The following is a 24,726-nucleotide window of genomic DNA, read 5'->3' as shown; positions in this document are numbered from 1 at the left end:
GCCACTGCAAGCGCGCCGAGCGCTTGAGCAATTTGAGGGCTCCGCGCCCGGCGCGCTTGCCCAAACCGAAACCCATGATTATCAAGATCAAACCCGCAGACTCTCGTTATGAACGAGGGACCGAAGGGGGGCAGGTCACGTATAGTTTCCAATGCGCGAGCGATGCATTTTCTAACGAGTAAGCTGCATGCCTTCTTGAACTGACAATACGTGTTGGTTCTCACTCGGATCGGCACCAACTCGCATTAAGCTTCGGCACCCATTTGCATGACCTTCCGCACGAGCAGCAACGGAAATGCCGCTGCAGCGAAGGCGAACAGCGCAGCGACCTCAAGTATCGGAGCGCTTCTCGCCGTTTCACCTTCGCAGCTAGGTTCTGAACTCCTAAAGTGGATTCCCGGCCGGCCCCTTATCTGCTTCACTTCCGTCAGCGGAGGTGAGCATGGCCCGTTTTGATCTGAGCGATTTCGAGTGGGCGTTGATCTGCCCGCTGCTTCCCAACAAGTCGCGCGGGGTCGCGCGGGTGGATGACCGGCGGGTGCTGAACGGGATCTTCCGGGTGCCGCGGACCGGCTCGCCCTGGCGCGATCTTCCCGAGCGCTATGGCCCCTGCACCACCGTCTATAACCGCTTCAACCGTTGGGCCAGGGCGGGTGTCTGGGTGCAGGTCTTTGAAGCGCTTGCAGAAAAATCCCCGGACAGCATGCAGTTCATCGACAGCCCGATCATCCGCGCCCATCAGCATGCCGCCTCGGGTAAAAAGGGGCGAAGATCCCGCATCGGTCGTTCTCGTGGCGGGCTGAGTACGAAAATCAACGCCATGGTCGACCATCGCGGCCTGCCGGTGGTCATCACGCTCTCGCCGGGGCAGGGCTCTGACAAGGCGGCGGTTGCCGGGTTGCTGGCCGCTCATCCCGCGCCTGGCGAAGTCGTGGCCGACCGGGGCTACGACGCCCGCGCCATCCTGGAGCTGATCGCCGCACGCGGCGGACGCGGCCATATCCCGACACAGCGCGACCGGAAGGCGCAACGCTCGGTGGACCCGGCGATCTATCGACAGCGCAACCTTGTCGAGCGGTTCTTCAACAAGCTCAAGCACTTCCGCAAGGTCGACACACGATACGAGAAATCGGCACAAAACTATCTCGCCGCGGTGCTCATCGTCTGCTCGCATCTTTGGGCAAGATATTATGAGTCCGCATCCTAGGGCACGGGGGAAGATCAGGTATGTGAAAACCCTTCAATCTGCCAATTCCGAATTATTGCGAGTCAGTGGCGGCGCCCCGCCCTGATCCTCTCGTAAAGCTCCCTCGCCAAGCCTTTGTGAACTGCTGCACGAAAAGGCTGATCGCTCATCACTTTTGAGAACACCTCTTCGTTACCGTCCATGCGGTCGATGAATAGCTCATCAAGCATCCGTTCAAGATAGGACGCGAAATTGTCGTACTTGTTAGCAAGCGCGGCCTCGACAATGCGCTCGTCGCCCTGCGCACTCTCGCGGACCTGCTCAAAGAAGAGTTGGTCTGCACGAGTGAAGCTCGTCCCAAACCGCTCGTTCAGCCTTTCCACTAGGTCTTTCAGCCCAACCTCCTCATCTGTCCGCGCCCCCGAGCCGACATCGGTCGGGCCTTTCAGCGGGTCGGCTTCGCCCTCGTCAAGGCTGATTGATCCCTGCGTCATCTGCTGGATGCGGAAATACTTTAACGCAACCTCATCATCCAATGTGAACGAGGACCCATCGCCCGGAGGCGGCAGTTTGGAGATCAGGTTGCGGCAGAATGTGTAGAACTGCTCAAGCTCGCTGTCCTGGTAGGGGATGATCTGGGACAGGAAGGCGTAAAGGTTGCGGAAGGCGGTGATCTGCCCCCTGAACTCTTCGCGCTCCTCTTCTTCACGCCTCTGAAACGCATCAACTGCGCGATCCAAGATGGCGTTCATTGTGCGATGGTCAGAGGCCGTGTGGTCCTTTTTCTTCCCGTACCAGACAACCGAGAACGCGCTGACATCCGCCGGTGTGAAGATGGACCATTCCAATAGCCGATGCTGCAACTCGTTCAAGCGTTGCGGATCAACATTCTCACCGACAGGCGTGTCCTCATAGTAGGGCTTGAATGCCTTGAAGATGTCGTCTTCCTCATTGGCGAAATCGAGAACAAAGGTCCGTGCCTTACCGGGTGCCATGCGATTCAAGCGAGAAAGCGTTTGAACGGCCTGCACGCCCGCCAGCCGCTTGACGACATACATTGCCTGCAAAAGCGGTTGATCGAACCCGGTCTGATACTTGTCTGCGACCAGCAGAACGCGGAACGCATCACTGTCGAAAACCTCAGGCAGCTCCGCTTCGGGGAGCCCACTGTTCATTCCGACTTCGGTATATGCGCTGTCCGGGATGGCGGGGTCCTCTACCGTCCCGGAGAATGCCACTAGTGACTTGATGCCCCTGTAGCCGCGTTCCTCAATGTAACGGTCGAAGGCCAGCTTGTAGCGCACGGCTTCCAAGCGTGAGCCGGTAACCACCATGGCCTTGGCCCGCCCGCCGATTTCGTGCATCACGTTCGCCCGGAAATGCTCCACAATGATCGTCACAACCTGCTCGATGTTGTGGGGGTGCAGCGTCAAAAACTGGGTCAGCACCTTGGCAGCGGCCCGCTTAGGAACCTGCGGATCGTTCTCGATCTGCTTCACCAGTCCAAAGAACCGTTTGTAGGTCGTATAGTTCTGGAGGACATCCATGATGAAGCTCTCTTCGATGGCCTGCTTCATCGTGTACTCATGGAATGGCGACTGACCATCTGGCCCCGGCTCGTCGAACATCGCCTTGGTCTTGAACTTGGGTGTTGCCGTGAAGGCGAAGAAACTCAGGTTCGGCTGCTTCCCACGTCGCAGAGTGTCCCGCAGGATCGCCCTTTTTGCCTCATCCGTCAGGTTCTCATCTTCTACATCCGAAAGCTGGGCAGCGATGGCGGCCTCAATCCCGTCCTTGTTCAACATGCCGCGCAGGGCCGATGCTGTTTCGCCTGTCTGAGAAGAATGCGCCTCGTCCACGATCACGGCATATCGCTTGCCCGCCGTGGTCAGCGTCAGCTCTTCGCCCTTGTCCTCCAGAGTGCGCAGTGCCTGAGCGATGAACGGGAACTTCTGGATCGTGGAAATGATGATCGGAACCCCGTTCGAGATCGCACGGGCGAGTTGCTGGGTATTCTCGTCTATCTTCTCGACAACGCCGGTCTTATGCTCGAACTGGTAGATCGTATTCTGCAACTGCTGATCCAGAACAAGGCGGTCTGTCACCACGATAACCGAATGGAAAATCTTCGCATCCACCGCGTCATGCAGGCCCGCGAGACGGTGCGCCAGCCATGCGATGCTGTTCGATTTGCCTGACCCCGCAGAGTGCTGGACGAGGTAGTTGCGACCCGCTCCATGTTCCTTTGCGTGGGTCACGAGCTTCCGCACTGCATCGAGCTGATGATATCTAGGGAAAACCATCGTTTCTTTGCGGACAGTCTTCGGCCCTCGGTCGGTGGCAACCTTCTTTTCCTTAACCTCCAAATGCATGAACCGTTGCAGGATGTCCAAGAGGCTATCTCGGGCCAAGACCTCATTCCAGAGGTAGGCAGTCTTCCAGTCGCCCTCGACAGGCGGGTTGCCCGCGCCTCGGTTGTGCCCTTTGTTGAACGGCAGAAAGAACGTCTCGCCCCCCTTGAGGCGCGTTGTCATCCAAACCTCGTCCGGGTCCAAGGCGAAATGCACGAGGGCGCGTTCCTTGAACTTGAACATCAGGTCGCGTTCGTCGCGGTCGCGCTCATACTGTTTCTTGGCGTCCACGGCCCGCTGGCCGGTGAGCGGGTTCTTCAACTCGGCGGTGGCGACCGGCAGGCCGTTCACGGCAAGCGTCACATCGAGGATGCACCGCTTGGCCTTGCCGCCGGAGGCTTTCTTGACCGAGGTGAAGGCGACTTGCCGCGTGATCGTCAGCCGGTTCTTAGCATAAAGCGCAGTCGTTTCAGGGTTCATGCCCGTGTTCGGCTGGAAATAGGCCAGCCGGAGGGTCTTGCCGTAGCAGCGAAACCCGTGGCGCAGGACATGCAACGTCCCCTTTGTCGTCAGTTCCTTGGCAAGGTCGGACAGCACCTGATCCTCTGTCTGCCCCTTCAACAGGGCTTCGAGCTGATCCCATTTCTGGGGCTGCGTGTCCTTGAGGAACCCAACGACATCGGCAGGAAACAGGCACAAGTCCTCATCGAAGTCGGCAGGCGACCGGCGAGCGTATCCCCCCTGAGAGGTCAGCCCGTGTTCAATTGCCTTCTCAAAATCGGTCTCGGTGTGCCCTGCCATATCAACTCACTAATTTAACGGCCAAATCTTGCGAGATTTCAACAAATCATCTTCAACCCGGTAAGTATAAAGAAACTCCCAGCTTCCGTAGAAAGCATCCATGCCGTGTTTTTGGGCCGCGTCCCACGTCAGCTCACAAAACACGTCGGCTAACCAACGGGCGACCGTGAGTGCGTGATAGCGCGACCACTTTTGAACCAGTTTGGTTTGGCCAGTTCGGCGGGACGAGAGTTCAAGATCGTCAACAACGTCGCGGGTTTCGGTCGTGTGCAGCACAGCCGCGTGGCCGCCATAGATGGCGCTCACGATGCGGGCGTTGCCTTCTACTGTCTGCTGCACCTTCTGACCGTAGTATCGTTGTTTGAGGATAGCCTCGGCCACCTCTGCCCACCACTTGCCAATGGGTTCGTGCTGACCGTTTTTGGGGTCTCCGATGGCATTGAAATTCGCATATCGGCCTCGCTTTGCATCAGCGAAGGCGTCTAGGTTTTCGATGATTGCGGAAGCTACTGCATCGGTCGGGCGTTGATAATCCAAACTCAGATCGTGATCCGAGCTGACCCGCTCAACCTCTGAAAAGAGCTTGCCCAGTAGATGCCCGTAGTGGCGAACATAGCTTTCGTCCGGCAAGGCCCCATTGTTGGACAAGGCATAGTCAACAACCAAGATCAGCTTCGCCAGACGTTCCATCCCAACCGACAATTCAAAAAAGGCGCGGTAATACTCGCCCTTCTTGTTCGCATAGTTGGCTTGCCCCAAAGCCGTTGCTCCGGCTCCGATGAGGTGGCGCACCAACATGGCTTCCTGGCGCACGAAGTGCCATTCTGGAACATCCCAAGGGTTGCCACGACCTGCCAATCTAAGCCCCTTTCCTCTTCGTATGCTCCCCCAGACCGCGCGGGGTGAGGCCCTTTTCGCGCATCCACACGAGGGCGTTATGCCAGCGGTCGGCGCTGATCGCCTTCTTGCTCTCGGTCCAGTCGTTCAGGATCAGGTCCACGATCTCATCATCGCTGGGTGTATTGCCCTCCAGCAGCAGATCGTTCCACGCGGCAAAGGCGGTTGAGACGATTTCGGCCTGCTGGGTCTTCATCGGTGCGATCAGGGCGAGCAGGTCTTCCAGCGCCTCTTTGCGGTCGCCGAAATAGCGGTCGAAGTGGTCGCGGTAGCCGTCCACCTTCTCGCCTCGGGCATAGGTCCAGCCCATGTCGCCCTTCACTGGCGCGATCCAGCCCTGTTTTTCGATCTGGGAATGAACGGAGCGCATCATCTGCGTGTCGAACGGGCCAGCGGCGTCGCGGTGGTAGTTGCCCGCGACCTCCTGAATTTCCAGATGCGCTTCGCACAGGTGCAAGAGTTTCTGGAACTTCACCCGGCCAAAGGTGGGGTGGTCGCAGAGCGTGTCTGCGATATAGGCGGCCAGCACCGAGCGTTTGAAGGCGACGGGGGCCTGCTTCTTGGCGGGCTTGGGCGCGTCCTCGCTCAGCAGCGCCTTGATCTTGCCCGTCACGGCGGCGGTGACGAGGGCAGCGCGGTATTCGGTCAGCTTCTCCACGCTAGTCGCTATTTTTCCTGCGATCACGTCATGGTCAGCGAGCGCAGCTTCAAGATGCGCAACAATATCGGTCTGCTCCGTGTTTGGCGGCACCGCTATTAAGGTCTCTTTGGAGGTCTCAACATTGAAATGAGCCTGCAAAGCTCCTTCGGACCCCAACTGATACTGAACTTTGGCGACGTTGCTGTTGAGAAACCAACCTAGATATCGTGGGACCATCTCGGTTGGGCGGCGGATTATCACCAGATCAACGCAATTCGAGCCTGCAAGGTCTTCTGTGACAACTGCCGTTGTGCCCGGATCGCCGGTCCGCACTGAAACCAGGTCGCCTTCCCGCAACTCTGACTTGGCGTGGTACTCGTGCCCATCGTCACTAATCAGCCGGGTTTCTTGAAGGTCGAAACCCATCGGGCGAATATTGAGGCCGCGCAGTGCCAACACGCCTTCTTCGGCGTACCAACTCGCGGGCGTCACAACGATGCCGACACTCACCTTGGGCGTGAGGTACTTGAGCTTCTTCACCTTCCAATGCGCCGGAACCTTGCCGAGCCAATCAATGCCGCTGTCTTTCAGGGGGGTGTCGGGGTTGAGGCCACGGGTGACGGCGCGGGTGATGAGGGCTTGGCATTTCTCCGCCATACGGTCCAGCAGCGCCCTTTTTTTCTCGATCAGCGCATCAATCCGCGCCGTCTTGTCATCCAGATACCCCGCAATCCGCCGCTGGGTGTCGAGGTCGGGGAGAGGAACTTCCAGCTTCACCACCTCGCTGGCGTTGGTGGCCGGGTAGCTTACCCCGACAGAGCGGGCGACAATCTCGCCGACTATGGGCTCCGACTTCATCACCCAACCGAGAAACGCAGCGTCGATCTCTTCGCCCGGCCGGATCACGCAAAACCCGGTTGACGCAATCAGGTTGTTCGGTGCCTCTCGCACCGTGGCGATGGCCTTGAGATAGGTCCTAACCGTAGAAACAAGGGTATCTCCACCGCGCAAGATGCGCCGCGCTCGGGATGGCGCTTTGTGGAACTGGAGCGAAGAGACGTTTTCGATACCTCCAACCAGAGAGACGCCGGAAATCTCGATGTACTCGATTTCCTTGAACTCGTCTGTGTCGTCGGACAGAGCCTCATCGTTATAGGTGGCGACATACTTGATCCGCTTCCGACGCCATGTGTCAGGCAGATCAAAGCCTTGCACCTTTGGAGTGATCACCGCCATCAGATAAGACCTTCCAAAAGCTTGGCGATCTCGCCTTCCAGCGTCTCGATTTCGCGTTCTATTTTGTCCAACTCGCGCGGGGGCTTGTAGACGTAGAAATGCCGATTGAACGGAATTTCATAGCCGACCTTGGTGCGGCCATAGTCCACCCAGGCATCGGGCACATGGGGCAGCACCTCGGCCTCCATATAGGCATCAATGGCCGGGGTCATCAGCGTGACCAGATCGCCGTTCAACTTGTTCTGTGGATCAGGGCCGAAGGGCATCGGCAAGGGAAGCTGTGTCCAGTCGGGCAGCGGCACGTTTTCGGTATCGCGCAGTTCTGCATCGGGTTCAGGGCGGTCGCCCACCCAGATGCAAGGCTCTGCCTTCTGATTCTTGTCGCCGATGGTCAGCCACAGGGTCTTTCGCACCCCCTTGCCCAGCTTGATGTCCAGATCGGCGGCGGTGGCGACCACATCGGCGTCAAACTCGGCAAGGTCCATGTAGAGGCGGTCTGCGTCCATCGCCTCGACCACCGCCCGCATGTCCGCGACGGAGTGCTTGTCGGGGTCGAGGTCATCCAGCCGCGCGATCCGTTCGGGCGTCGTCTGGAAGTTCATACGCAGGGGGCGTTCCACGACGATGCGCAGGAAGCCGAACTCATGGTTGTTGAAGATGCGCGAGACGGTACGGGTTTCTTTCTCACCCGTCTTCTTGTTCACCACTACTTCGGCCTGTTCGCCGTCGCGGTAGTTGCCATAGATGCGGGTCAGGTCGGCAATCTGGTCATCCGTGATGCGGTGACGCTTGTTGTTCAGGCTCTTGTCCATCCGCTCGGCAAACAATGTGCCGTCGATCAGTTGCACCTTGCCGCGCCGCTCAGCCGGTTTGCGGTTCGTCACCATCCACACGTAGGTGTAGATGCCGGTGTTGTAGAAGAGTTGATCCGGCAGGCCGATGATCGCGTCCAGCCAGTCGTTTTCGATGATCCATCGGCGGATGCTGGACGGGCCACCGCCCGCACTGCCCGAGAAGAGGGGCGAGCCGTTGAACACCACGGCAATCTTGGACCCGTCGCCGGGAGTGTCGGGGTCGTCGGGGCTGGGGTGCATCTTGGATATCATGTGCTGGAGGAACAGCAGTGACCCATCGTCGATGTCAGGCGTGCCCGCCCCGAAACGCCCGTTGAAACCGAGCTTTTTGTGTTCGTCCTCAACGACCTTCTTCTGGTCCTTCCAGTCCACGCCAAAAGGCGGGTTTGCCATCATGTAATGGAACTGGTGACCTTCGAAGCCGTCCTTGGTCTTACCGTCACCCAGCGTATCGCCAAGGATGATATTATTGGTCTCTTCGTCCTTGATGAGCATGTCCGAGCAGCAGATCGCCCAGCTCTCGTCATTGTATTCTTGCCCATAGAGCGCAAGGTTGGCCGCGTCGTTTCCTGCGCGGATGTGTTGTTCCGAGACGGACAGCATCCCACCCGTACCGCATGTTGGGTCATAGATCGTGCGGTAAATGCCGGGCTTGTAGACGTCCTTTTCGCCCGTGTAGACGAGGTTCGCCATCAGTTCGATGACCTCTCGGGGGGTGAAATGATCCCCGGCCTCCTCATTGGCCTGTTCGTTGAACTTCATCACCAGATGCTCAAACAGGTAGCCCATCTGAAGGTTGTCCACCTCGTTAGGGTGCAGCGGCACGGTCGCCATCTGTTGGACGATGTGGAACAGGCGATTGCTGTCGTCGAGCTTCTGGATTTGCTCGGCGAAGTTGAACTTCTCGAAGATCGCGCGAGCCGTGGGGGAGAACCCGTTGATATAGGCTACGAGGTTTGGTGCGATGTTCTCGGCGTCGGCGGTCAGGCGGGCGAAGGTATATTTGCTGGTGTTGTAGAGGGGCTGCTTACGGTCCGGGTCAGCGATCCGCGCCAAAAGCTTTTCCATCGCCTTCTCGTTCGTGCCCGCTGCCTTTAGACGGTTGTATTCGGCATGCACCCGGTCAGTGCTGTCCTCAAGCACGCAGTCCAGGCGGCGCAGAACCACCATGGGCAGCATGACAAGCCGGTATTGCGGAGGGCGGTAGGGGCCGCGCAGGCGCTTGGCGATCTCCCATATATCGTCTGTGAGCTTCTTATGTTGTTGAACGTTCACCGAAAATTATCCCTCGCCGCAGCGTCTTTTTGTGTGTCAAGAGACATTTTCTCGGCGGCGATGTCCACGGGTCCAGCTCAGTTATTTGCAATTCTTCTTGCAGGCGACCATGCAGCATAAAACTCGGCTATGGCGTGGGGTGCCTTCGTCAGCACGCTAAGTGCGCTGCTATGAAGTCGGCGCGCCGCCCGGTATCTGCCCGTGGCAACTCCGTGATTTCATATCCGAGCGCGGCGTAGGTGTTGATCATCGCCGCGCAAGTCGCCTCGGTCTCGGTCTGGCTCTGCTTCCGCTCGGTGTCCTGTGTGAAGATCTCGTCCCAGTAGGGCGCCAGAAAGACTCGGCGGTTGTAGTGGGCTTTCTTGACCGCTGCAGAGACGTGGGGCGGCACGGGGAGGCCGCAGAGGGTCAGGTAGCCCATTATATCGGCAATGCCCCGGTCGAAGATCACGGGGCCTGGGAGCGCCTGTGCGTCTTCGTAGGCGCGGAGGTCGCGCTCAAGCATCAGTTCGGCGTAGGCCATGCGGTCGGCCCAGGGGAGGGCGTCTCCGCCGCTGGCCACTTCCTCGCGGATGATCGCGCGGCCGGATTCGGGGATTGTGTGGAAGCCGCGTCGGGCGAGTTCGATGATCAGGCTGGTCTTGCCCGCACCGGGACCGCCCGTCACGACGAAGAAATGGTCGCTCATGGGCCATCCTTGGGTTTGGCAGGGGGGGGGGCGACGGGATCAACATGCCCTAGGCGTGGATCAAGGCAGCATGGATTTTCGTAGGGGAAACAGCACCGGTCTGCGTGGCAGAGGCAAAACCTCTGACGAGAAAGGCAGAACTATCTGGTGCTTTTCAAAAGGCGAGATGGTGGAGCCTAGGAGGATCGAACTCCTGACCTCTTGCATGCCATGCAAGCGCTCTCCCAGCTGAGCTAAGGCCCCGAACGTGACGTGGTGTCTAGGCGTTACATCGGGCGGGATCAAGTGCAAAATAGCCCGCCCGGAACGATTTTCGGGTCACTCTTCCTCTTCGACAGGGACGTCCGCGATGTCGTCGAGCGAGACATCATCATCGTCGTCATCGTCCTCGAGAAGGTCGTCATCCAGATCGACATCCACGTCGTCATCTTCCAGAACCGAATCATCATCGCCGTCGATCTTCTGTTTGGCCTTGAGCGTTTCGGCATCCTCTGAATCGGCAGAAATCATCCGGCTCTTGCCGGCGACGATCTCGACGATTTCGCCCGTGTAGGGGCTGACGATCGGGTCTCTGTTCAGGTCGTAGAACCGTTTACCGGTTGTCGGGCACAGGCGTTTGGTGCCCCATTCTTCGTTGGGCATGTTTATCCCCTTGATAATCTGCTGAGTCGCATCGACGATTCCGGTCACGTGCCATATGAATTGGACACTGTCAAAGGCTTTAGTCCCAGTTGGAGGATGCAACATGGCGGAACACGTCCTACCCGGAGCGCCTCCGGTCGCCCTGACGCTGCGGCGCTCGGGGCGGGCGCGGCGGATCAGCCTGCGAATCTCGCGGCTTGACGGTCGCGTGACGTTGACCCTGCCCAGCGGGGCGAAAGAGGCCGAGGCGCTGGAGTTCGCGGCGTCCAAGGCCGAATGGATCCGCGATCATCTCGACAAACGGCCGGACGAAGCGCCGGTGCAGGCCGGGGCGAGTTTGCCCATCGAGGGAAGGATGTGTCGGATCGTTGCCGCGCGTGGGCGTCGGATCACGTATCGCGAGGGCGAGATTTGCGTGCCGCAGGATGGTGTCGGCCGTCGTTTGCAAGCGTGGCTCAGGGAACTGGCGCGGGATCGGCTCACCTCGGCAAGTGACCTCTATGCGGATCGGCTGGGCCGGGACTACACGCGGATTACGCTGCGTGACACACGTTCTCGATGGGGGTCGTGCACATCGGATGGCGGGTTGATGTATTCCTGGCGACTGATCCTGGCGCCACCGGAAATCCTGAACTATGTGGCGGCGCATGAGGTCGCGCATCTGGCCGAGATGAACCACTCGCCGGCATTCTGGGCGACGGTCGAGCGTCTCCACGGCCCGTACAATGCCGAGCGGCGCTGGCTGCGCAAAGAGGGCGCGACGCTGCATCGGTATCGGTTTTGACAGGCCTGCTTGACCTGCCGATGTTTTGTGATCACAAAAGAGCATGATCAGTACACGTCCGACGGAATCGCCTCTGGTTGCCGCCCATGACAGGGTTTACCGAACCCTGCGTACGCGGATCATGCATGGTGAAATCGAGCCGGGTATGGCGCTTACGCTTCGCGGGATCGGCAGGGAATTCAACGTATCCATGACGCCCGCCCGCGAATCCGTGCGGCGGCTTGTGGCCGAGGGGGCCTTGTCGCTGACTTCCTCGGGTCGGGTGTCGACGCCGGAATTGACAAGCGAACGGATCGAGGAACTGGCGGCGCTGCGCGCGTTGCTGGAGGTGGAACTGGCCAGCCGGGCGCTCCCCCGGGCGCATATCGCGCTGATTGATCGGTTGCAGACGATCAATTCCGCCATTGCCGATGCCGTTACCGCGCGGGACGCGGTCGGGTACATTCGCACCAATCTGGAATTTCACCGCACGCTGTACCTGCGTGCACAGGCCCCGGCGATGCTGGCGATGGCCGAAACCGTCTGGCTGCAACTGGGGCCGACGATGCGCGCGCTCTATGGGCGGTTGCGGCGCACCGAGCCGCCGCATTTTCACAAGCTCATCATCGCGGCGCTCAAGGCCGGGGATGAACCGGGGCTACGGCTTGCCGTGCGGTCCGACGTGACGCAGGGATTGCGAATGCTGACCGGCTAAAGCGTTTCGCGATTAACTTGAAACATCTCGCATCAGCTAACGCGTTGAAATCTTCGATTTCAGGCAGCGTTAGGTGATTCAGGTTTATCGCGAAATGCTATAGACGGCTACGGGCGCACGAAAACGGCAGCGTCAATATTCAAAATGGTATCGCAAAGGAAAAGACCCGCCTGTTGCCAGACGGGTCCTTTGGAAAATCGGGTCTTTGCCGGGATCAGGCAGCCAGCGCCGCCTGTGCCTTGGCGACGATCGCACCGAACGCATCGGGTTCATGCACGGCCAGATCGGCCAGAACCTTGCGGTCGACCTCGATACCGGCCAGTGTCAAACCGTTGATGAAGCGGCTGTATGTCAGCGCCTCATCATGGTTGCGGACCGCCGCATTGATCCGCTGAATCCACAGGGCGCGGAAATTGCGCTTGCGGGCCTTGCGGTCGCGGGTTGCGTACTGGTTTGCCTTGTCGACGGCCTGTGTCGCCACCTTGAAGGTGTTCTTGCGACGGCCATAGTAACCCTTGGCGGCCTTGACGATTTTCTTGTGACGTGCGTGGGTGACGGTCCCACCTTTTACTCGTGCCATGTGATCAGCCTCCTATCAGCGGTCGTAGGGCATGAAGCCCTTGACGATCTTGGCGTCGGGGGCGCTCAGCGTGGTGGTTCCGCGCGCGTCGCGAATGAATTTCCGGGTGCGCTTGATCATGCCGTGGCGCTTGCCGGCCTGTCCGGCCAGGACCTTGCCGGTCGCTGTCACCTTGAAGCGTTTCTTGGCGCTCGATTTCGTCTTCATCTTGGGCATTTCCGTCTCCTTGTCTTCGGGTCGGTTGCAAGCGCGACTCGGCATGCCACTGTTGGCCGGTCGCGCGATCAGAGGCGTCCTCTACGAAAGACGGACCCGGCTGGCAAGGGGCATCGGTGCAATTCCGGCGATTTTTATGCGATTACTGCGCGATGCCCGTCATCAGGTCCGGAAAATCGCGAAGGAATGCCGCGCGGGCGCGCAAGCCCGCCGATTCTTCCTGACGCGATTCATCCTGATCCAGACGCACAAAAACCACGCGCGCGTCATCGCGCTCGGCCCAGCCTACGAACCATCCCCAGCCGCGTTCGAAGTCGAGACTGTCATCGGCGAGGCGAGGATAGGCGCCACCCGTCTTGCCATGCACGACCCACCCGCCCGGCAGGTCGTGTGTCGCGATCACGTCGATTGTATGCGTCAGCGCCGAATCGCTCACCGGGAGCCGACCCATCAGCATACGTGACAGGAATTCGGCCTGCTCGCGCGGGGAGATCATAAGCGACGAACTGATCCATGCGCGCTCCAGGCCGTTGTTCTTGCCCGGATCGCCGGAAAAATCGGCGTTGCCATATTCGAAGGCGGTCGCATAGTCGTGCAGCGTCTTTTCGCCAAGCTCCTGCGCGATGAGCTGCGAATACCAGACCACGGAATAGGTCATCCAATGGGTCGGATCGGTTTCCTGCCGCCACGCATCGCCACCCCAATCCACATAGTCGGGCTGATAGGGCAGGACGGGCGTATGGGCATCCACAAGAGCGCCGCTGTCAAATCCCATCAGCGCCAGTGCCACCTTGAAGGTCGAAGCGGGCGTGACCCGGCTGTCGCAATCGCCCGTCTCAAGCAGTATGTCGCCCGTGTCCGGCACCATGATCATTTCACAGAGTTGCCTGGCCTGTGTCGCCTGCGCGGTCAGGGCACCAGCGAGAAATAATCCAGAAAGCCAGCGGCGCATCGCAAATCCTTTTTGTCGGGCCGAAACAGGGGCGAACACGTCGCAGCCGTGTCTATTCCGGATCGGTATTGTAGATCAACCGCTCGTCGCAGGGGGCAATGCGCAGGATATTCGTGGTGCCCGGCACATTGAACGGCACGCCCGCAGTGATCACGATCTGGTCTTTTTCCGTTGCATATCCTACTGCACGCGCGGCTTTGGCAGCGTTGACCACCGCGCCCTTGAACCGTTCGAGTTCCGGAGTCATCAGGCAGGTGCATCCCCAGCTGAGCGCCAGGCGACGCGCGGTTCGCAACTGACTGGTCATGGCGATGATCGGCACGCCGGGCCGTTCCCGCGCGGTCAGCAAGGCGGTCGTACCGCTCTGGGTATAGCAACAGATCGCCTTGATGTCGGCGGTTTCCGCGATCTCGCGCGCCGCGGCGACGATGCCGTCGGCGACGCTGCTGCCCTTGACGTTACGCGACGCGGCGATGATCTGCGCATAGGTCGGATCGGCTTCGACCTCGATGGCGACACGATCCATGGTTGTCACGGCTTCGACCGGAAACTGTCCGGCGGCGGATTCCGCGCTCAGCATGACGGCGTCGGCCCCTTCATAAATCGCCGTCGCGACGTCACTGACCTCGGCGCGGGTCGGCATCGGGCTTTCGATCATGCTTTCGAGCATCTGGGTGGCGACAATGACCGGCTTGGCCGCGGCGCGGCACCGGCGCACCAGCCGTTTCTGGATCGGCGGTACCGCCTGAACCGGCAATTCGACCCCAAGGTCGCCGCGCGCGACCATGACACCGTCACAGGCGCCGAGAATGTCGTCGAACCGGTCCACCGCCTTGGGCTTTTCGATCTTGCACATGATCGAAGCGCGCCCCTTGACGAGTGCGCGCGCCTCTTCGACATCCTGCACCCGTTGCACGAAAGACAGCGCCAGCCAGTCGACGCCCAGCTCGCAGGCGAATTCCAGATCGCTGAGATCCTTTTCGGAGAGCGCGGCGAGCGGCAGCTCCACGTCCGGCACATTCACGCCCTTGTGGTTCGAAATGGTGCCCCCGGCAATCACGGTGCAATTGGCAAACTCGGGACCGCATTCATCGACCCTGAGTCGAATCTTGCCATCATTGACCAACAGCGTGACGCCCGGAACCAGGGCCTGGAAAATCTCGGGATGTGGCAGGCAGACGCGGGTTGCATCGCCGGCTGCGGGATCAAGGTCCATCCGGAACTTGTCATCGGGGCTGAGCTCTTCGCTGTCATTGGCGAACTTGCCGACGCGCAGCTTGGGCCCCTGAAGATCGGCAAGAATGGCGATCGGGCTGTCCAGATCCTTTTCCACCTGGCGGATATGCTTGTGCTTTTCGCGGATTTCGTCCTGCGTGCCGTGGCTCATGTTCAGGCGGAACACGTCAACACCCGCTTCATGCAGCGCCCGGATCACGTCGTAGGTTTCCGAGGCGGGGCCAAGTGTGGCCACGATTTTCACATTGCGCAGGCGCTTCATTCTGTCAGAATCCTTTGTTTCAAGTCTGTTACCGCAAACATCTGGTCGGCGTTATGCCGCATTTCCCATTTGCGGGCAAGCTGTGCCACGCCTATAGCTGGCGTCAAAGAGATGACAGGCACATGACATATACCCCGTTCTATCTGCTGGGCGAAACGCGCCCGTCGCGCTGGCTTATCACTTGCGATCATGCCACCAATACCGTTCCGCCGCAGATCAATGGCGGCGATCTCGGTTTGCCGCGCGAGGACATGGAGCGGCATATCGCCTATGATGTCGGGGCTTACGATCTGGCGCAGCATCTGGGGCAGCTTCTGGACGGGCCGGTGATCGCGTCCAATTTCTCGCGCTTGGTGATCGACCCGAACCGGGGCGAAGACGATCCGACGTTGCTGATGAAACTCTATGATGGATCCATCATTCCCGCCAACCGGAATGCAGATGCGGCCGAGCGCGCGCGGCGGCTCGATCTGTGTTATCGGCCCTACCATGATGAACTGGCGCGCATGGCGGCCCTGCCGCACGCCGTCATCCTTTCGATACACAGTTTCACCCGGCAGTTGCGCGGGCGTCCGCCGCGCCCGTGGGAGGTTGGCGTGCTCTATGCCGATGACGACCGGCTGGCACGCCCGCTGATTGAATTGCTGGCCGAGGACGGTCTCTGTGTCGGTGACAACGCGCCATACTCGGGGCATCTGCCCGGCGATTCGATCGACAAGCACGCCATCGGTCCGGGGAGACCGAATGTTCTGATCGAACTGCGCAACGATCTGATCGCCGATCACGCGGGGCAGCGCGCCTGGGCCGAACGGCTGGCGCCGATCCTTGGGCATGCGCTCGAAAAATCGGGGCTGTGAGCGGAAAACCTGACGGCGGGGTGCTTGCTGGCGCGCGCGCCGGGTCCCATATGGACGTGGTACGCAACCGAAGCATCAAGAGGGTTCAGCCATGGACAAACAGACGGAAATCGAACTTCAGGCCGCCGCTTTTCGCCGGTTGCAGCAACACCTGATGCAGGATCGCACGGATGTGCAGAACATCGACCTGATGAATCTTGCCGGATTTTGCCGGAACTGCCTGTCGCGCTGGTATCAGGAAGCGGCCAATGAAAAAGGCATCGAGATGGACAAGATGCAGGCCCGCGAAATCTTTTACGGCATGACGATGGACGAGTGGAAGTCCAATTACCAGACCGACGCCAGCCCCGAAAAGCAGGAGGCGTTCAAAACTGCATTTGCCGAAAACGTATTAGGCAAGGACGGCTAGTCTCATACACGATCTGCCCCACGATACAGTCAAGGAAACTCTCGTGACCCGATACTCCGTGCTCGACCTGTCTCCGATTGTCGAAGGCGGCTCGGCAGAACAATCTCTGCGAAACACCCTGGATCTCGCGCAACATGCCGAGCGCTGGGGCTATTCCCGCTATTGGTTGGCCGAACACCACAACATGCCCGGCATCGCGAGCGCGGCAACATCCGTCGTGATCGGCCATGTGGCGGCGGGAACCAAAACCATACGGGTCGGATCGGGTGGCGTGATGCTGCCGAACCACGCCCCGTTGATCGTCGCCGAACAATTCGGGACGCTGGCGACGCTTTACCCCAACCGGATCGATCTGGGCGTCGGGCGGGCACCCGGCACCGACATGCAGACCGCACGCGCCCTTCGTCGCGGAATGGACCAGACCGACAGTTTTCCGCAGGATGTGATCGAATTGCTCGGTTATCTGGGGGATGTGACGCCGGATCAGCCGGTCCGCGCGGTTCCGGGAGCGGGCACGCATGTGCCGGTGTGGATACTGGGGTCGAGCCTTTATGGCGCGCAACTGGCGGCGCAGCTGGGGTTGCCCTATGCCTTTGCTTCGCATTTCGCGCCCGCCGCCCTTGCCGAAGCGGTCGAAATCTATCGAAACCGTTTTCAACCCTCGCAATTCTCGGATGCACCCCGTTTCATGCTGGCGGTCAATGCCTTTGCCGCGGATGACGAAGGAACCGGAAGCTATCTGATGACCTCGATGCAGCAGGCCTTCGCGCGGCTGAGAACCGGTCGCCCCGGTCCCTTGCCGCGACCGGTCGAGGACATTTCCGAGATTCTCGATGCCGGTTTGATCAGGATAGTCAACCACGCATTGACATGCTCGGTCTCTGGCACGCCTGCGCAGATACGTGACTCGATGGCGACGCTGTTGCAACGCTATCAGCCCGACGAGGTGATCGTCAGCGCTCCGATCCACGACCACGCCGCCAGATTGCGGTCGCTTGAAATAACCGCCGAGGTCATGCAGTCATTTTCCGACACCTGACAGGCCGGAGCGGCCCGGACGCACCAGAAAGAAATCGGGCGCTGGCGGTCAATAGATCGCTCAGCGCCCTGAACCTCTGGTCTGCCCGCCCTTTCAACCGGCCGGCTTTTCCTTTTTTGCGTCATCAGCCGCAGGACCATCTTCCGGATCCGCTGTTTCCGTAGATTCCGGCCCGTCGGTGTCCGCGTCGATGAATTCCTGATCGGAAACGATGCTTGTCGTCTCTGGCGAGTTGGCGAGCAGTGGCAGGATATTTGCGCCTGTGGCGCTGCCGACTTCGTTCGCCTGCGGCGATTTCCATGCCAGCGTGTCGAAGCTTTCGCAATTCTCGCAGACGGGCAACCAGTTTGCATGGATGTGGTTGCAGTTTTCGCAGACCCATTGCGGACCGCGCGGAGCGTTCAGAGCCTTGGCGAGCCAACCCTGCACCACGGAATCCGGCGCGCCCTCACCGCGTTCGATCGCCGCCATCAGCGTGAGCGCGCGGGCGTCCGCCGCGGTTTCGGCCAGATCACCAAGCGCCCGGCGTGCTTCGGGGAAATCCTCGGCCACGATGTGCAATTCGGTCCGCACCAGGCGGGTTTCGGGATGCTGCGGGTGAATATTGGTCAGCGTGGTAAACCGCTTGACCCGTTCCTCGGCGGTCTCGGTCGGGTTGATCGCGGCAAATGCGGCGGCCAGATCCGGGTGGGGCTGCGCATCCCATGCCTTTTTCAGGACGCGGATCGCCTTGCGTGTCTTGCCGGCGGCGATATAGGACCGCGCCGCCATTGCTGCCGCTGGCACCAGATCGGGTGACAGGCGATTGGCTTCTATGGCCTGTTCCTGCCCGTCGATGCTGGCACCTTCGGCGATGATGTCCTGCGCCTCGGACAGGGCCAGAACGGCCTCGCGCCGGGTCACGACGTCACGCGGCAGGCTGCCGGATTTCAGTTTTGCGTTCAGGGTGTTGCGTGCGCCGGCCCAATCATGCGCCTGGGCTTGAAGTTTGAGCAGAACGTCCTGCGTCTCCTCGTGCCGCGGCTTGAGCTGAAACGCTTTTTCCGCGAGCTTGCGGGCGGTTTTCGTGTCGCCCTCGGACAGTTTCTGTTTCATGATCCCGCACACGCCCACAAACCGGGTGTTTTCGTTCTCAATCAGCTTCTTGTAGGTCTCTGTCGCCTTGCGCGTGTCGCCTGCCATTTCGGCGGCCTGCGCAGTCAGAAGGTTGGTCAACTCGGGCTTTTGCAGATATTTCTCGGCCTTTGCGGCCTTGGACATGGCCTGCTTTGCTTCGCCCGAAGCCAGCGCCACGAACCCGTCAGACAAGGCTTCGAACCCTTTTTTCTCGCGGTTTCGATCAAAGTAGCGCGACAGGGCGGTTTCGTCGCCATTGAGGAAATGCAGGGTCGCGACAAGAAGCGACAGCAGTTTCAGACCGATCCAGACCAACACGACAAGAATCGCGGCGGCGATCACCGATTGAAGCGGGCCAAAGGTGTATTCCGTTCCTGCGATCGTGATCTGCATCCCACCGTCGGATTCCATCAGGTATACCGCGCCCATGGCGAGGAGCGCGATGACCGCGACAAAGATCAGGATCTTCAATAGTGACCAGAGCATGGCGGGTCCTTCAGTTGGAGTTCAGGCTGGCGGCCAGAGAGTCGGCGGCAGTGACCGCAACCTGCCGTGCGCGCGCCCGGTCGACCCAGTTGCCCATCGCCGCCTGGGCGTTGTCAGGCAACATGGCGATATCCGAAAGCGCCGCATCCAGACGCCCGTCTGCAACGGCGGCTTCGGCACGGGACAGGATTGCATCCGGGTCGTCGCCCTCGCGCGGCTCGACCGATCGGGCACCGAGCTGGCGCTCGAGAAACGAGCGAAATCCGCGATCTTCGCCCTTGTTCCTGGAACGTGCCGCAGCGAGCGCCTCACGGGCCGCCGGAGGGAAGCTGTTGTTCAGCGCGGTGAGCGTCGCGATGCCTTCGGCTGCATATCGGTCCAGATCGGCGGGAACATCGACCCCGGCCGCCTTGAGGTCTTCCGCTTGCGCGGAGAACGGCGCGCCGGCATCCAGAGCGGCGCGCAGTTGCGCCATCGTGGCCCGGTTGGCGGCCTGTTGCGCGGCCTTGGCGGCGTTCGCTTCCATCTCGCTGGCCTGGGCCTTGATGGCGCGTGCATCGGCGATCAGCCCCTCGACTTCCTTGCGCTGTGTGGCCATCGCCTTCTGCAGGTCGGCGAGTTCCTTTTCGTAGGCTGCGATCGCGGCCTTGGATACGCCCTCGTCGATCGGGCGTTTCGCGACTTCTGTCAGGCGCTTGTCCATGGCGCTCACGTCACTGCGCACGGCGTCAATCCGATCGCTGAGCGGCGCAACCTGAGCGGTCAGGTCCGAGATGCTGGCTTCTACCGGCGTGAGGTCGGGGATTTTGATGGCATCGACCTTGCCGCTGACCGAAGAAATGCTCTCGGCCTGCGCCGCGAGGCCGGATTGCAGATCGGCGATCTCGGCCGACAGGTCCTGGGATCGCAGGAAATCGGGCAGGTAAGGTTCGATGATCTCCGACCGTGCGGCGATGAATCCGAGCGACGCCGCAACAATCCCGCCGAACAATGCTGAGCCGAACCCGCTGCGGGTCTCGATGACCTTTTCCTTTTCGATCACGCGATTGCCACGGGCGGTGTTCCCGTTGCTGTCCGGGGATGCCGCTTGGACATCAATCTTGTCTGGTTCGGTCTGGCCGTTGGTGTCTTGGTCGTTCTCGGGCGATTTTTTGTCAGCCAACGTAATTTACCCCTTCGATTCTCACATCAATCATACCAAAGCCCTCGCGGATGTTACTGTGCGCCCCCGCCACTCTCAACCCGGCAGTGTCGATGCACAAGTTTTTCCACGACCAACGCCATACTGGCGTTATTCGGCTGCGACGCAACCGTTAGAGTGGAATGGGCCATGTCAGAAAGGGGTTCTGCGACGGCGGCGCTCATCGCGACAAGGTGCAAATCACGGGTTTTCGGACATTGGTCGACAAATTGCCGCGCGGTGCGGGGCGAGAAGATCGGGGCGATGACGCAGGCACCGTCACGCAGAATCGCACGTGTTTTTTCGTCGAAGTGCCGCAGCTTCTGCGCATAGACCTTTTGCCGCTTCGTGGCGCAGCCGGCTGCACTGAGCCGCTCCGCAATCCCGCCGCGCGTGTGACTCCCGCACAGATGCAGCAGCGGACCCGTCGCCTTCGCCCGGATCAGCGCCGAAACCAGAGCGTCGGCATCGATCCCGATCTCACCGGTATGCCAGCCGCGTTGCCGGGCGAGCCGCGCAGTGGCCGCACCGACGCAATGGGCCGGAACCTGTTGCGTGTCGCACGATACCGCGCGGACGGCATTTCCCGAGGAAAAGATCACCCCGGTGAAACCATCGAGAGCGACAGCGGCATCGCATGTCTCGATGTCCAGCAGCGGCGCGACAACCGGCGTGACGCGACGCAATACATCGTGAGGCAATTGCCGCAGAAACCGCTCGGCCTCGGGGCGCGGACGGGTCATCAGCAAAGTTACCGTCGGTTCATCCATCGACACGCACCGGGATTGTTTGGCACCGCATAGGGTGATACCTCCCGACGAGACCGGGTGCAATGATCGGGCCTATGACACAGACACTTACCGTACTGGGGCTGGAGAGCAGCTGTGACGATACCGCCGCCGCAGTGGTGCGCCAACGCGCGGTCGATCCTGCCGATATCCTGTCGTCGATCGTGTTCGGACAGAACGAACTGCACAGCGCCTATGGCGGTGTCGTGCCGGAACTCGCGGCGCGCGCCCATGCGGAAAAGCTGGATCAATGCGTGCGCGAGGCGCTTGCGACCGCAAATCTGACACTGGCCGACCTGGATGCGGTGGCGGTGACTGCCGGTCCGGGGCTGATCGGCGGGGTCATGTCCGGGGTGATGTGCGCCAAGGGGATTTGTGCGGCGACCGGTTTGCCGCTTGTCGGGGTCAATCATCTGGCGGGCCACGCGCTGACGCCGCGACTCACCGACGGGATACCGTTTCCTTATCTGATGCTGCTGGTGTCGGGCGGTCATTGCCAGTACCTGCTGGTTCGGGGAATCGAGGATTTCATCCGCCTTGGCGGTACAATCGACGATGCGCCGGGCGAAGCCTTTGACAAGACCGCGCGCCTGCTGGGTCTGTCGCAACCCGGTGGCCCGGCGGTGCAGGCCGAAGCGGCGGGCGGCGATCCGGCGCGGTTCCGTTTCCCGCGACCATTGCTGGATCGCGACGACTGCAACATGTCCTTTTCCGGCCTCAAGACCGCGCTTTTGCGGCAACGCGATCAGATCGTCGCCGAGAAAAACGGCATCACGCGGCAGGACCGGGCAGACATGTGCGCGGGGTTCCAGCAGGCGGTGGCCGATGTCCTGGCAGCCAAGACGCGCCGCGCCCTGCGATTGTATCTTGCCGAAAACCCGGTTGAGCCGACGCTTGCCGTTGCCGGTGGTGTTGCGGCGAACACCGCGATCCGCGCCGCGTTGCAGGCCGTGGCCCAAGAGGCCGGGGTCGTGTTCCTCGCGCCGCCACTCAGCCTCTGCACCGACAACGCGGCGATGATTGCCTATGCGGGGATCGAGCGGTTTCGCGGCGGAGCCAGGGACGGCATGGATCTCGCCGCGCGTCCGCGCTGGCCGCTGGACCAGAGCAGTCCCGCCCTGCTGGGCAGCGGCAGGAAAGGCGCCAAGGCATGAGCGTCGGTGTGATCGGCTCGGGTGCATTCGGCACCGCGCTTGCGGTGTCGCTGGCGCAGCACGGTCCGGTGACCATGTGGGCGCGATCCGCTGAACAGGCGAGGATGATCCAGAGCGAGCGGGTGAACCAAAGCCGCCTGCCGGGCGTCACGCTCCCCGATCAGCTGAGCGTGACAGCGGATCTCGGGCAGGGCACGCAGCATGATACGCTGTTGCTTGCGGTTCCGATGCAGCAATTGCGCGGGGTGCTGGCGGAGCATGCGGGGCTGTTCGCCGAACGCATCCTGGTCGCCTGTTGCAAGGGTGTCGAATTGAACACCGGTATCGGCCCTGTCGCGGTGATGGCGCAAGTTCTGCCGAACACGCGCACCGCATTGTTGACCGGTCCGAGTTTCGCCCACGACATCGCGCGCGGCCTTCCCACCGCGCTTACACTCGCCTGTCAGGACGCGATGCTGGGGAGCACGCTGCAGCAACGGCTGACCACCGCAAACCTGCGGCTTTACCGCACGCGCGATGTCATCGGTGCGGAACTGGGCGGCGCGCTCAAGAATGTCGTGGCGATTGCCTGCGGCGCGGTGATCGGTGCCGGGCTGGGTGACAGTGCGCGTGCGGCGCTGATGACACGTGGATATGCCGAGATGCAGCGCATGGCACTGAAGCTTGGCGCGCAGCCCGAGACGCTGGCCGGACTGTCGGGGTTCGGTGATCTCATGCTGACCTGTACCTCCGAGCAATCGCGGAACTATCGGCTGGGTCTTTCGCTGGGCCGGGGCGAGCGGTTCGATCCTTCGGTGACCGTCGAAGGGGCGGCGACGGCCCGTGCGGTCGAGAGCAAGGCGCAGGCGATGGAACTGGACATGCCGATCACCCGCGCGGTCGTCGGCCTGCTGGATGGTAAATTGACATTAACCGACGCGATGGCGGAATTGCTCGCGCGTCCCCTAAAGGAAGAATGACATGCTGGTTGCCCTGATCGCCCGAGACAAGAAAGATGCGCTGCAAACACGGCTCGACAACCGCGCCGCGCATCTTGCCTATATCGAGCAAACCGGCGTCGTGAGCCAGGCGGGTCCGCTGCTGGGCGATGACGACGCGATGATCGGATCGCTTGTCATTCTCGATGTTGCCGACCTTGCGGCCGCGCGCGACTGGGCGGCGAACGATCCTTATGCCAAGGCCGGGTTGTTCGAGAGTGTCGATCTGATCCCCTGGAAGAAGGTTATCGGCTGATGGCGTACTGGCTTTTCAAATCCGAAGCGTCGACCTGGAGCTGGGAACAGCAGGTTGCCAAGGGCGAGAGCGGCGAGGAATGGGATGGCGTGCGCAATTACCAGGCACGCAATTTCATGCGTGAGATGCAGCTTGGTGACCGGGGATTCTTTTACCTGTCGCAGAAGGACCGCAAGATTGTCGGGATCGTCGAGGTCTGTGCAGAAGCACATCCGGACAGCACCACGGATGACCCGCGTTGGGACTGTGTCGATATCAAGGCCGTGCGCCCCGTTGCCGAACCGGTGACTCTGGATCAGATCAAGGCAGAGGACCGGCTCTCCGAGATGGTTCTGGTCAGGAATTCGCGCCTTTCGGTGCAGCCGGTAACCGAAAGCGAATGGCGCATCATATGCGAGATGGGGCACACAAAGCCCGATTGATTGAGAGATGTTCCGTTTGGTAGCAACCGGCGCAGCGCGTCCTGAAGTGTCCGAAAGCGAACGCCGCCGCAAGCTCCATTGTTCTGGGTACGGTGCTGACCCTGTTTCGAGCGTTAACCAACACCACGGGTGGCAGGCCGATCATACAATGCCGAAAACTCAGGGAGGGCCCGAACGCAGTCGGACCCTCCCTCTCACCCCGCGTGTTCCCTACTCACCACACGCGTATTGAAATCTCAGGTCCCGACCGTCCTGGCCGTGTCTCTTGCTAACCTGTCAGGCACCGATTCCGCAAATGCAAAGCCTTAAAGATCTGTCTAAAATGCAAAACGCCCGGCACTGGGCGCGGGCGTTTCAACGTCAGACTGTGATCGAAATCAGCCGTAAACCGACTCTTTTCCAAAATGCTTGGTCAGCATGTAGTAGAGTACGGCGCGATACTTGTTGCGCTCGGATTTGCCGTAGGTCTCGATCGCCGTGTGGATGGCTTCCGACAGGGCCGGGCCGTCTTCGAGGCCGAGTTTCTTGATGAGGAAATTCTTCTTTACCGTTTCGAGTTCGGCCGGCTGAGACCCTGCGACGGTCGATGCATCGGCATCGTAGATCGCCGGCCCGCATCCTATGGTCACCTTGGTCAGAAGGTCCATATCCGGCGTCATACCGCACTTGTTCTTAAGATCGTCCGCATATTGTGCAATCAAATCGTCACGTTTGCCCATCAAATAACTCCCGCTTTGCAAACCAGCCA

General features: G+C 60.6%; 24 protein-coding genes and 1 tRNA gene. 10 read left to right on the top strand and 15 right to left on the bottom strand.

Annotated elements, in window-relative coordinates; all coding sequences use genetic code 11:
- The first annotated feature begins 442 nt into the window (after positions 1-442).
- Complete coding sequence (locus AB9K34_RS02690; protein ID WP_369952900.1) at positions 443-1,207, top strand: IS5 family transposase; 765 nt, start codon at positions 443-445, stop codon at positions 1,205-1,207.
- Positions 1,208-1,269: 62 nt separating this feature from the next.
- Here the strand turns inward: AB9K34_RS02690 and AB9K34_RS02685 are convergent, their stop codons facing one another.
- The 7 genes from AB9K34_RS02685 to AB9K34_RS02655 form a co-directional block, all read right to left on the bottom strand.
- Positions 1,270-4,338: a type I restriction endonuclease subunit R gene (locus AB9K34_RS02685; RefSeq protein ID WP_369952899.1), complete on the bottom strand. Its 3,069-nt coding sequence runs from the start codon at positions 4,336-4,338 to the stop codon at positions 1,270-1,272.
- A gap of 9 nt (positions 4,339-4,347) precedes the next feature.
- Positions 4,348-5,196 carry a hypothetical protein gene (locus AB9K34_RS02680; protein WP_369952898.1) on the bottom strand — a complete coding sequence of 283 codons (849 nt, stop codon included), beginning with the start codon at positions 5,194-5,196 and terminating at the stop codon, positions 4,348-4,350.
- A gap of 1 nt (position 5,197) precedes the next feature.
- A complete protein-coding gene (locus tag AB9K34_RS02675; protein ID WP_369952897.1) occupies positions 5,198-7,111 on the bottom strand; it encodes a restriction endonuclease subunit S in 1,914 nt (637 codons plus the stop codon).
- Complete coding sequence (locus AB9K34_RS02670; RefSeq protein ID WP_369952896.1) at positions 7,111-9,240, bottom strand: N-6 DNA methylase; 2,130 nt, start codon at positions 9,238-9,240, stop codon at positions 7,111-7,113. The genes AB9K34_RS02675 and AB9K34_RS02670 overlap by 1 nt, the downstream gene beginning before the upstream one ends.
- A gap of 148 nt (positions 9,241-9,388) precedes the next feature.
- Entirely contained in the window at positions 9,389-9,928 is a 540-nt protein-coding gene (locus tag AB9K34_RS02665) for an AAA family ATPase (protein WP_369952895.1), read from the bottom strand.
- A 167-nt stretch (positions 9,929-10,095) separates the two neighbouring features.
- Positions 10,096-10,171, bottom strand: a tRNA-Ala gene (locus AB9K34_RS02660).
- A gap of 75 nt (positions 10,172-10,246) precedes the next feature.
- Positions 10,247-10,570 carry a TIGR02300 family protein gene (locus AB9K34_RS02655; RefSeq protein WP_369952894.1) on the bottom strand — a complete coding sequence of 108 codons (324 nt, stop codon included), beginning with the start codon at positions 10,568-10,570 and terminating at the stop codon, positions 10,247-10,249.
- Between the two features lie 103 nt (positions 10,571-10,673).
- On the opposite strand from AB9K34_RS02655, the gene AB9K34_RS02650 reads away from it, so the two are divergent.
- Together AB9K34_RS02650 and AB9K34_RS02645 are read left to right on the top strand one after the other, a co-directional pair.
- The gene (locus AB9K34_RS02650) at positions 10,674-11,354 is read left to right on the top strand and encodes a M48 family metallopeptidase (RefSeq protein WP_369952893.1); all 681 of its coding nucleotides are present in this window, start codon (positions 10,674-10,676) and stop codon (positions 11,352-11,354) included.
- A 43-nt stretch (positions 11,355-11,397) separates the two neighbouring features.
- Positions 11,398-12,048: a GntR family transcriptional regulator gene (locus AB9K34_RS02645; protein ID WP_369952892.1), complete on the top strand. Its 651-nt coding sequence runs from the start codon at positions 11,398-11,400 to the stop codon at positions 12,046-12,048.
- Positions 12,049-12,262: 214 nt separating this feature from the next.
- On the opposite strand, the gene rplT is transcribed toward AB9K34_RS02645, so the two are convergent.
- The 4 genes from rplT to pyk all read right to left on the bottom strand — a co-directional run bounded on the left by rplT (position 12,263) and on the right by pyk (position 15,294).
- Positions 12,263-12,628, bottom strand: coding sequence for a 50S ribosomal protein L20 (gene rplT / locus AB9K34_RS02640; protein ID WP_369952891.1), 366 nt, complete (start codon positions 12,626-12,628; stop codon positions 12,263-12,265).
- A gap of 15 nt (positions 12,629-12,643) precedes the next feature.
- Complete coding sequence (rpmI, locus tag AB9K34_RS02635) at positions 12,644-12,844, bottom strand: 50S ribosomal protein L35 (RefSeq protein WP_014873788.1); 201 nt, start codon at positions 12,842-12,844, stop codon at positions 12,644-12,646.
- Positions 12,845-12,986: 142 nt separating this feature from the next.
- Positions 12,987-13,796 (bottom strand): class D beta-lactamase, encoded by an 810-nt coding sequence (blaOXA, locus tag AB9K34_RS02630; RefSeq protein ID WP_369952890.1) that lies wholly within the window; start codon positions 13,794-13,796, stop codon positions 12,987-12,989.
- A gap of 52 nt (positions 13,797-13,848) precedes the next feature.
- Positions 13,849-15,294, bottom strand: coding sequence for a pyruvate kinase (gene pyk / locus AB9K34_RS02625; RefSeq protein WP_369952889.1), 1,446 nt, complete (start codon positions 15,292-15,294; stop codon positions 13,849-13,851).
- Positions 15,295-15,416: 122 nt separating this feature from the next.
- Here pyk and AB9K34_RS02620 point away from each other — a divergent pair, with 122 nt between their 5' ends.
- The 3 genes from AB9K34_RS02620 (at position 15,417) to AB9K34_RS02610 (ending at position 17,599) form a co-directional block, all read left to right on the top strand.
- Positions 15,417-16,151 (top strand): N-formylglutamate amidohydrolase, encoded by a 735-nt coding sequence (locus AB9K34_RS02620; protein ID WP_369952888.1) that lies wholly within the window; start codon positions 15,417-15,419, stop codon positions 16,149-16,151.
- Between the two features lie 91 nt (positions 16,152-16,242).
- A complete protein-coding gene (locus AB9K34_RS02615) occupies positions 16,243-16,560 on the top strand; it encodes a DUF1244 domain-containing protein (RefSeq protein WP_369952887.1) in 318 nt (105 codons plus the stop codon).
- Positions 16,561-16,603: 43 nt separating this feature from the next.
- Positions 16,604-17,599 (top strand): LLM class flavin-dependent oxidoreductase, encoded by a 996-nt coding sequence (locus tag AB9K34_RS02610; protein ID WP_369952886.1) that lies wholly within the window; start codon positions 16,604-16,606, stop codon positions 17,597-17,599.
- A gap of 93 nt (positions 17,600-17,692) precedes the next feature.
- Here the strand turns inward: AB9K34_RS02610 and AB9K34_RS02605 are convergent, their stop codons facing one another.
- From AB9K34_RS02605 to AB9K34_RS02595, 3 genes are read right to left on the bottom strand one after another with little or no spacing between them, the layout of a single operon-like run.
- The gene (locus AB9K34_RS02605) at positions 17,693-19,201 is read right to left on the bottom strand and encodes a heme biosynthesis protein HemY (protein ID WP_369952885.1); all 1,509 of its coding nucleotides are present in this window, start codon (positions 19,199-19,201) and stop codon (positions 17,693-17,695) included.
- A 10-nt stretch (positions 19,202-19,211) separates the two neighbouring features.
- Positions 19,212-20,363, bottom strand: coding sequence for a COG4223 family protein (locus AB9K34_RS02600; protein ID WP_369952884.1), 1,152 nt, complete (start codon positions 20,361-20,363; stop codon positions 19,212-19,214).
- A gap of 53 nt (positions 20,364-20,416) precedes the next feature.
- On the bottom strand, positions 20,417-21,151 hold the full coding sequence (locus AB9K34_RS02595; RefSeq protein ID WP_369952883.1) for a uroporphyrinogen-III synthase: 735 nt from the start codon (positions 21,149-21,151) through the stop codon (positions 20,417-20,419).
- A 74-nt stretch (positions 21,152-21,225) separates the two neighbouring features.
- Between AB9K34_RS02595 and tsaD the strand changes: the two genes are divergently transcribed.
- The 4 genes from tsaD to AB9K34_RS02575 are packed head-to-tail and all read left to right on the top strand — an operon-like array spanning position 21,226 to position 23,978.
- The gene (tsaD, locus tag AB9K34_RS02590; protein ID WP_369952882.1) at positions 21,226-22,323 is read left to right on the top strand and encodes a tRNA (adenosine(37)-N6)-threonylcarbamoyltransferase complex transferase subunit TsaD; all 1,098 of its coding nucleotides are present in this window, start codon (positions 21,226-21,228) and stop codon (positions 22,321-22,323) included.
- Positions 22,320-23,282, top strand: a complete 963-nt coding sequence (locus AB9K34_RS02585) for an NAD(P)H-dependent glycerol-3-phosphate dehydrogenase (protein WP_369952881.1) — start codon at positions 22,320-22,322, stop codon at positions 23,280-23,282. Before tsaD ends, AB9K34_RS02585 begins: the two co-directional genes overlap by 4 nt.
- Before the next feature lies 1 nt (position 23,283).
- Positions 23,284-23,556 carry a YciI family protein gene (locus AB9K34_RS02580; protein ID WP_369952880.1) on the top strand — a complete coding sequence of 91 codons (273 nt, stop codon included), beginning with the start codon at positions 23,284-23,286 and terminating at the stop codon, positions 23,554-23,556.
- Positions 23,556-23,978 carry an EVE domain-containing protein gene (locus AB9K34_RS02575; RefSeq protein ID WP_369952878.1) on the top strand — a complete coding sequence of 141 codons (423 nt, stop codon included), beginning with the start codon at positions 23,556-23,558 and terminating at the stop codon, positions 23,976-23,978. Before AB9K34_RS02580 ends, AB9K34_RS02575 begins: the two co-directional genes overlap by 1 nt.
- A 377-nt stretch (positions 23,979-24,355) precedes the next feature.
- On the opposite strand, the gene AB9K34_RS02570 is transcribed toward AB9K34_RS02575, so the two are convergent.
- Complete coding sequence (locus AB9K34_RS02570) at positions 24,356-24,697, bottom strand: DUF2853 family protein (protein ID WP_369952905.1); 342 nt, start codon at positions 24,695-24,697, stop codon at positions 24,356-24,358.
- Positions 24,698-24,726 lie beyond the last annotated feature (29 nt).

It is taken from the genome of Sedimentitalea sp. XS_ASV28 (assembly GCF_041224545.1).
GTDB lineage: Bacteria > Pseudomonadota > Alphaproteobacteria > Rhodobacterales > Rhodobacteraceae > Sedimentitalea.
The sequence above is the reverse complement of the archived record's forward strand: the minus strand, read 5'-3'. Positions and strand labels throughout refer to the sequence as shown.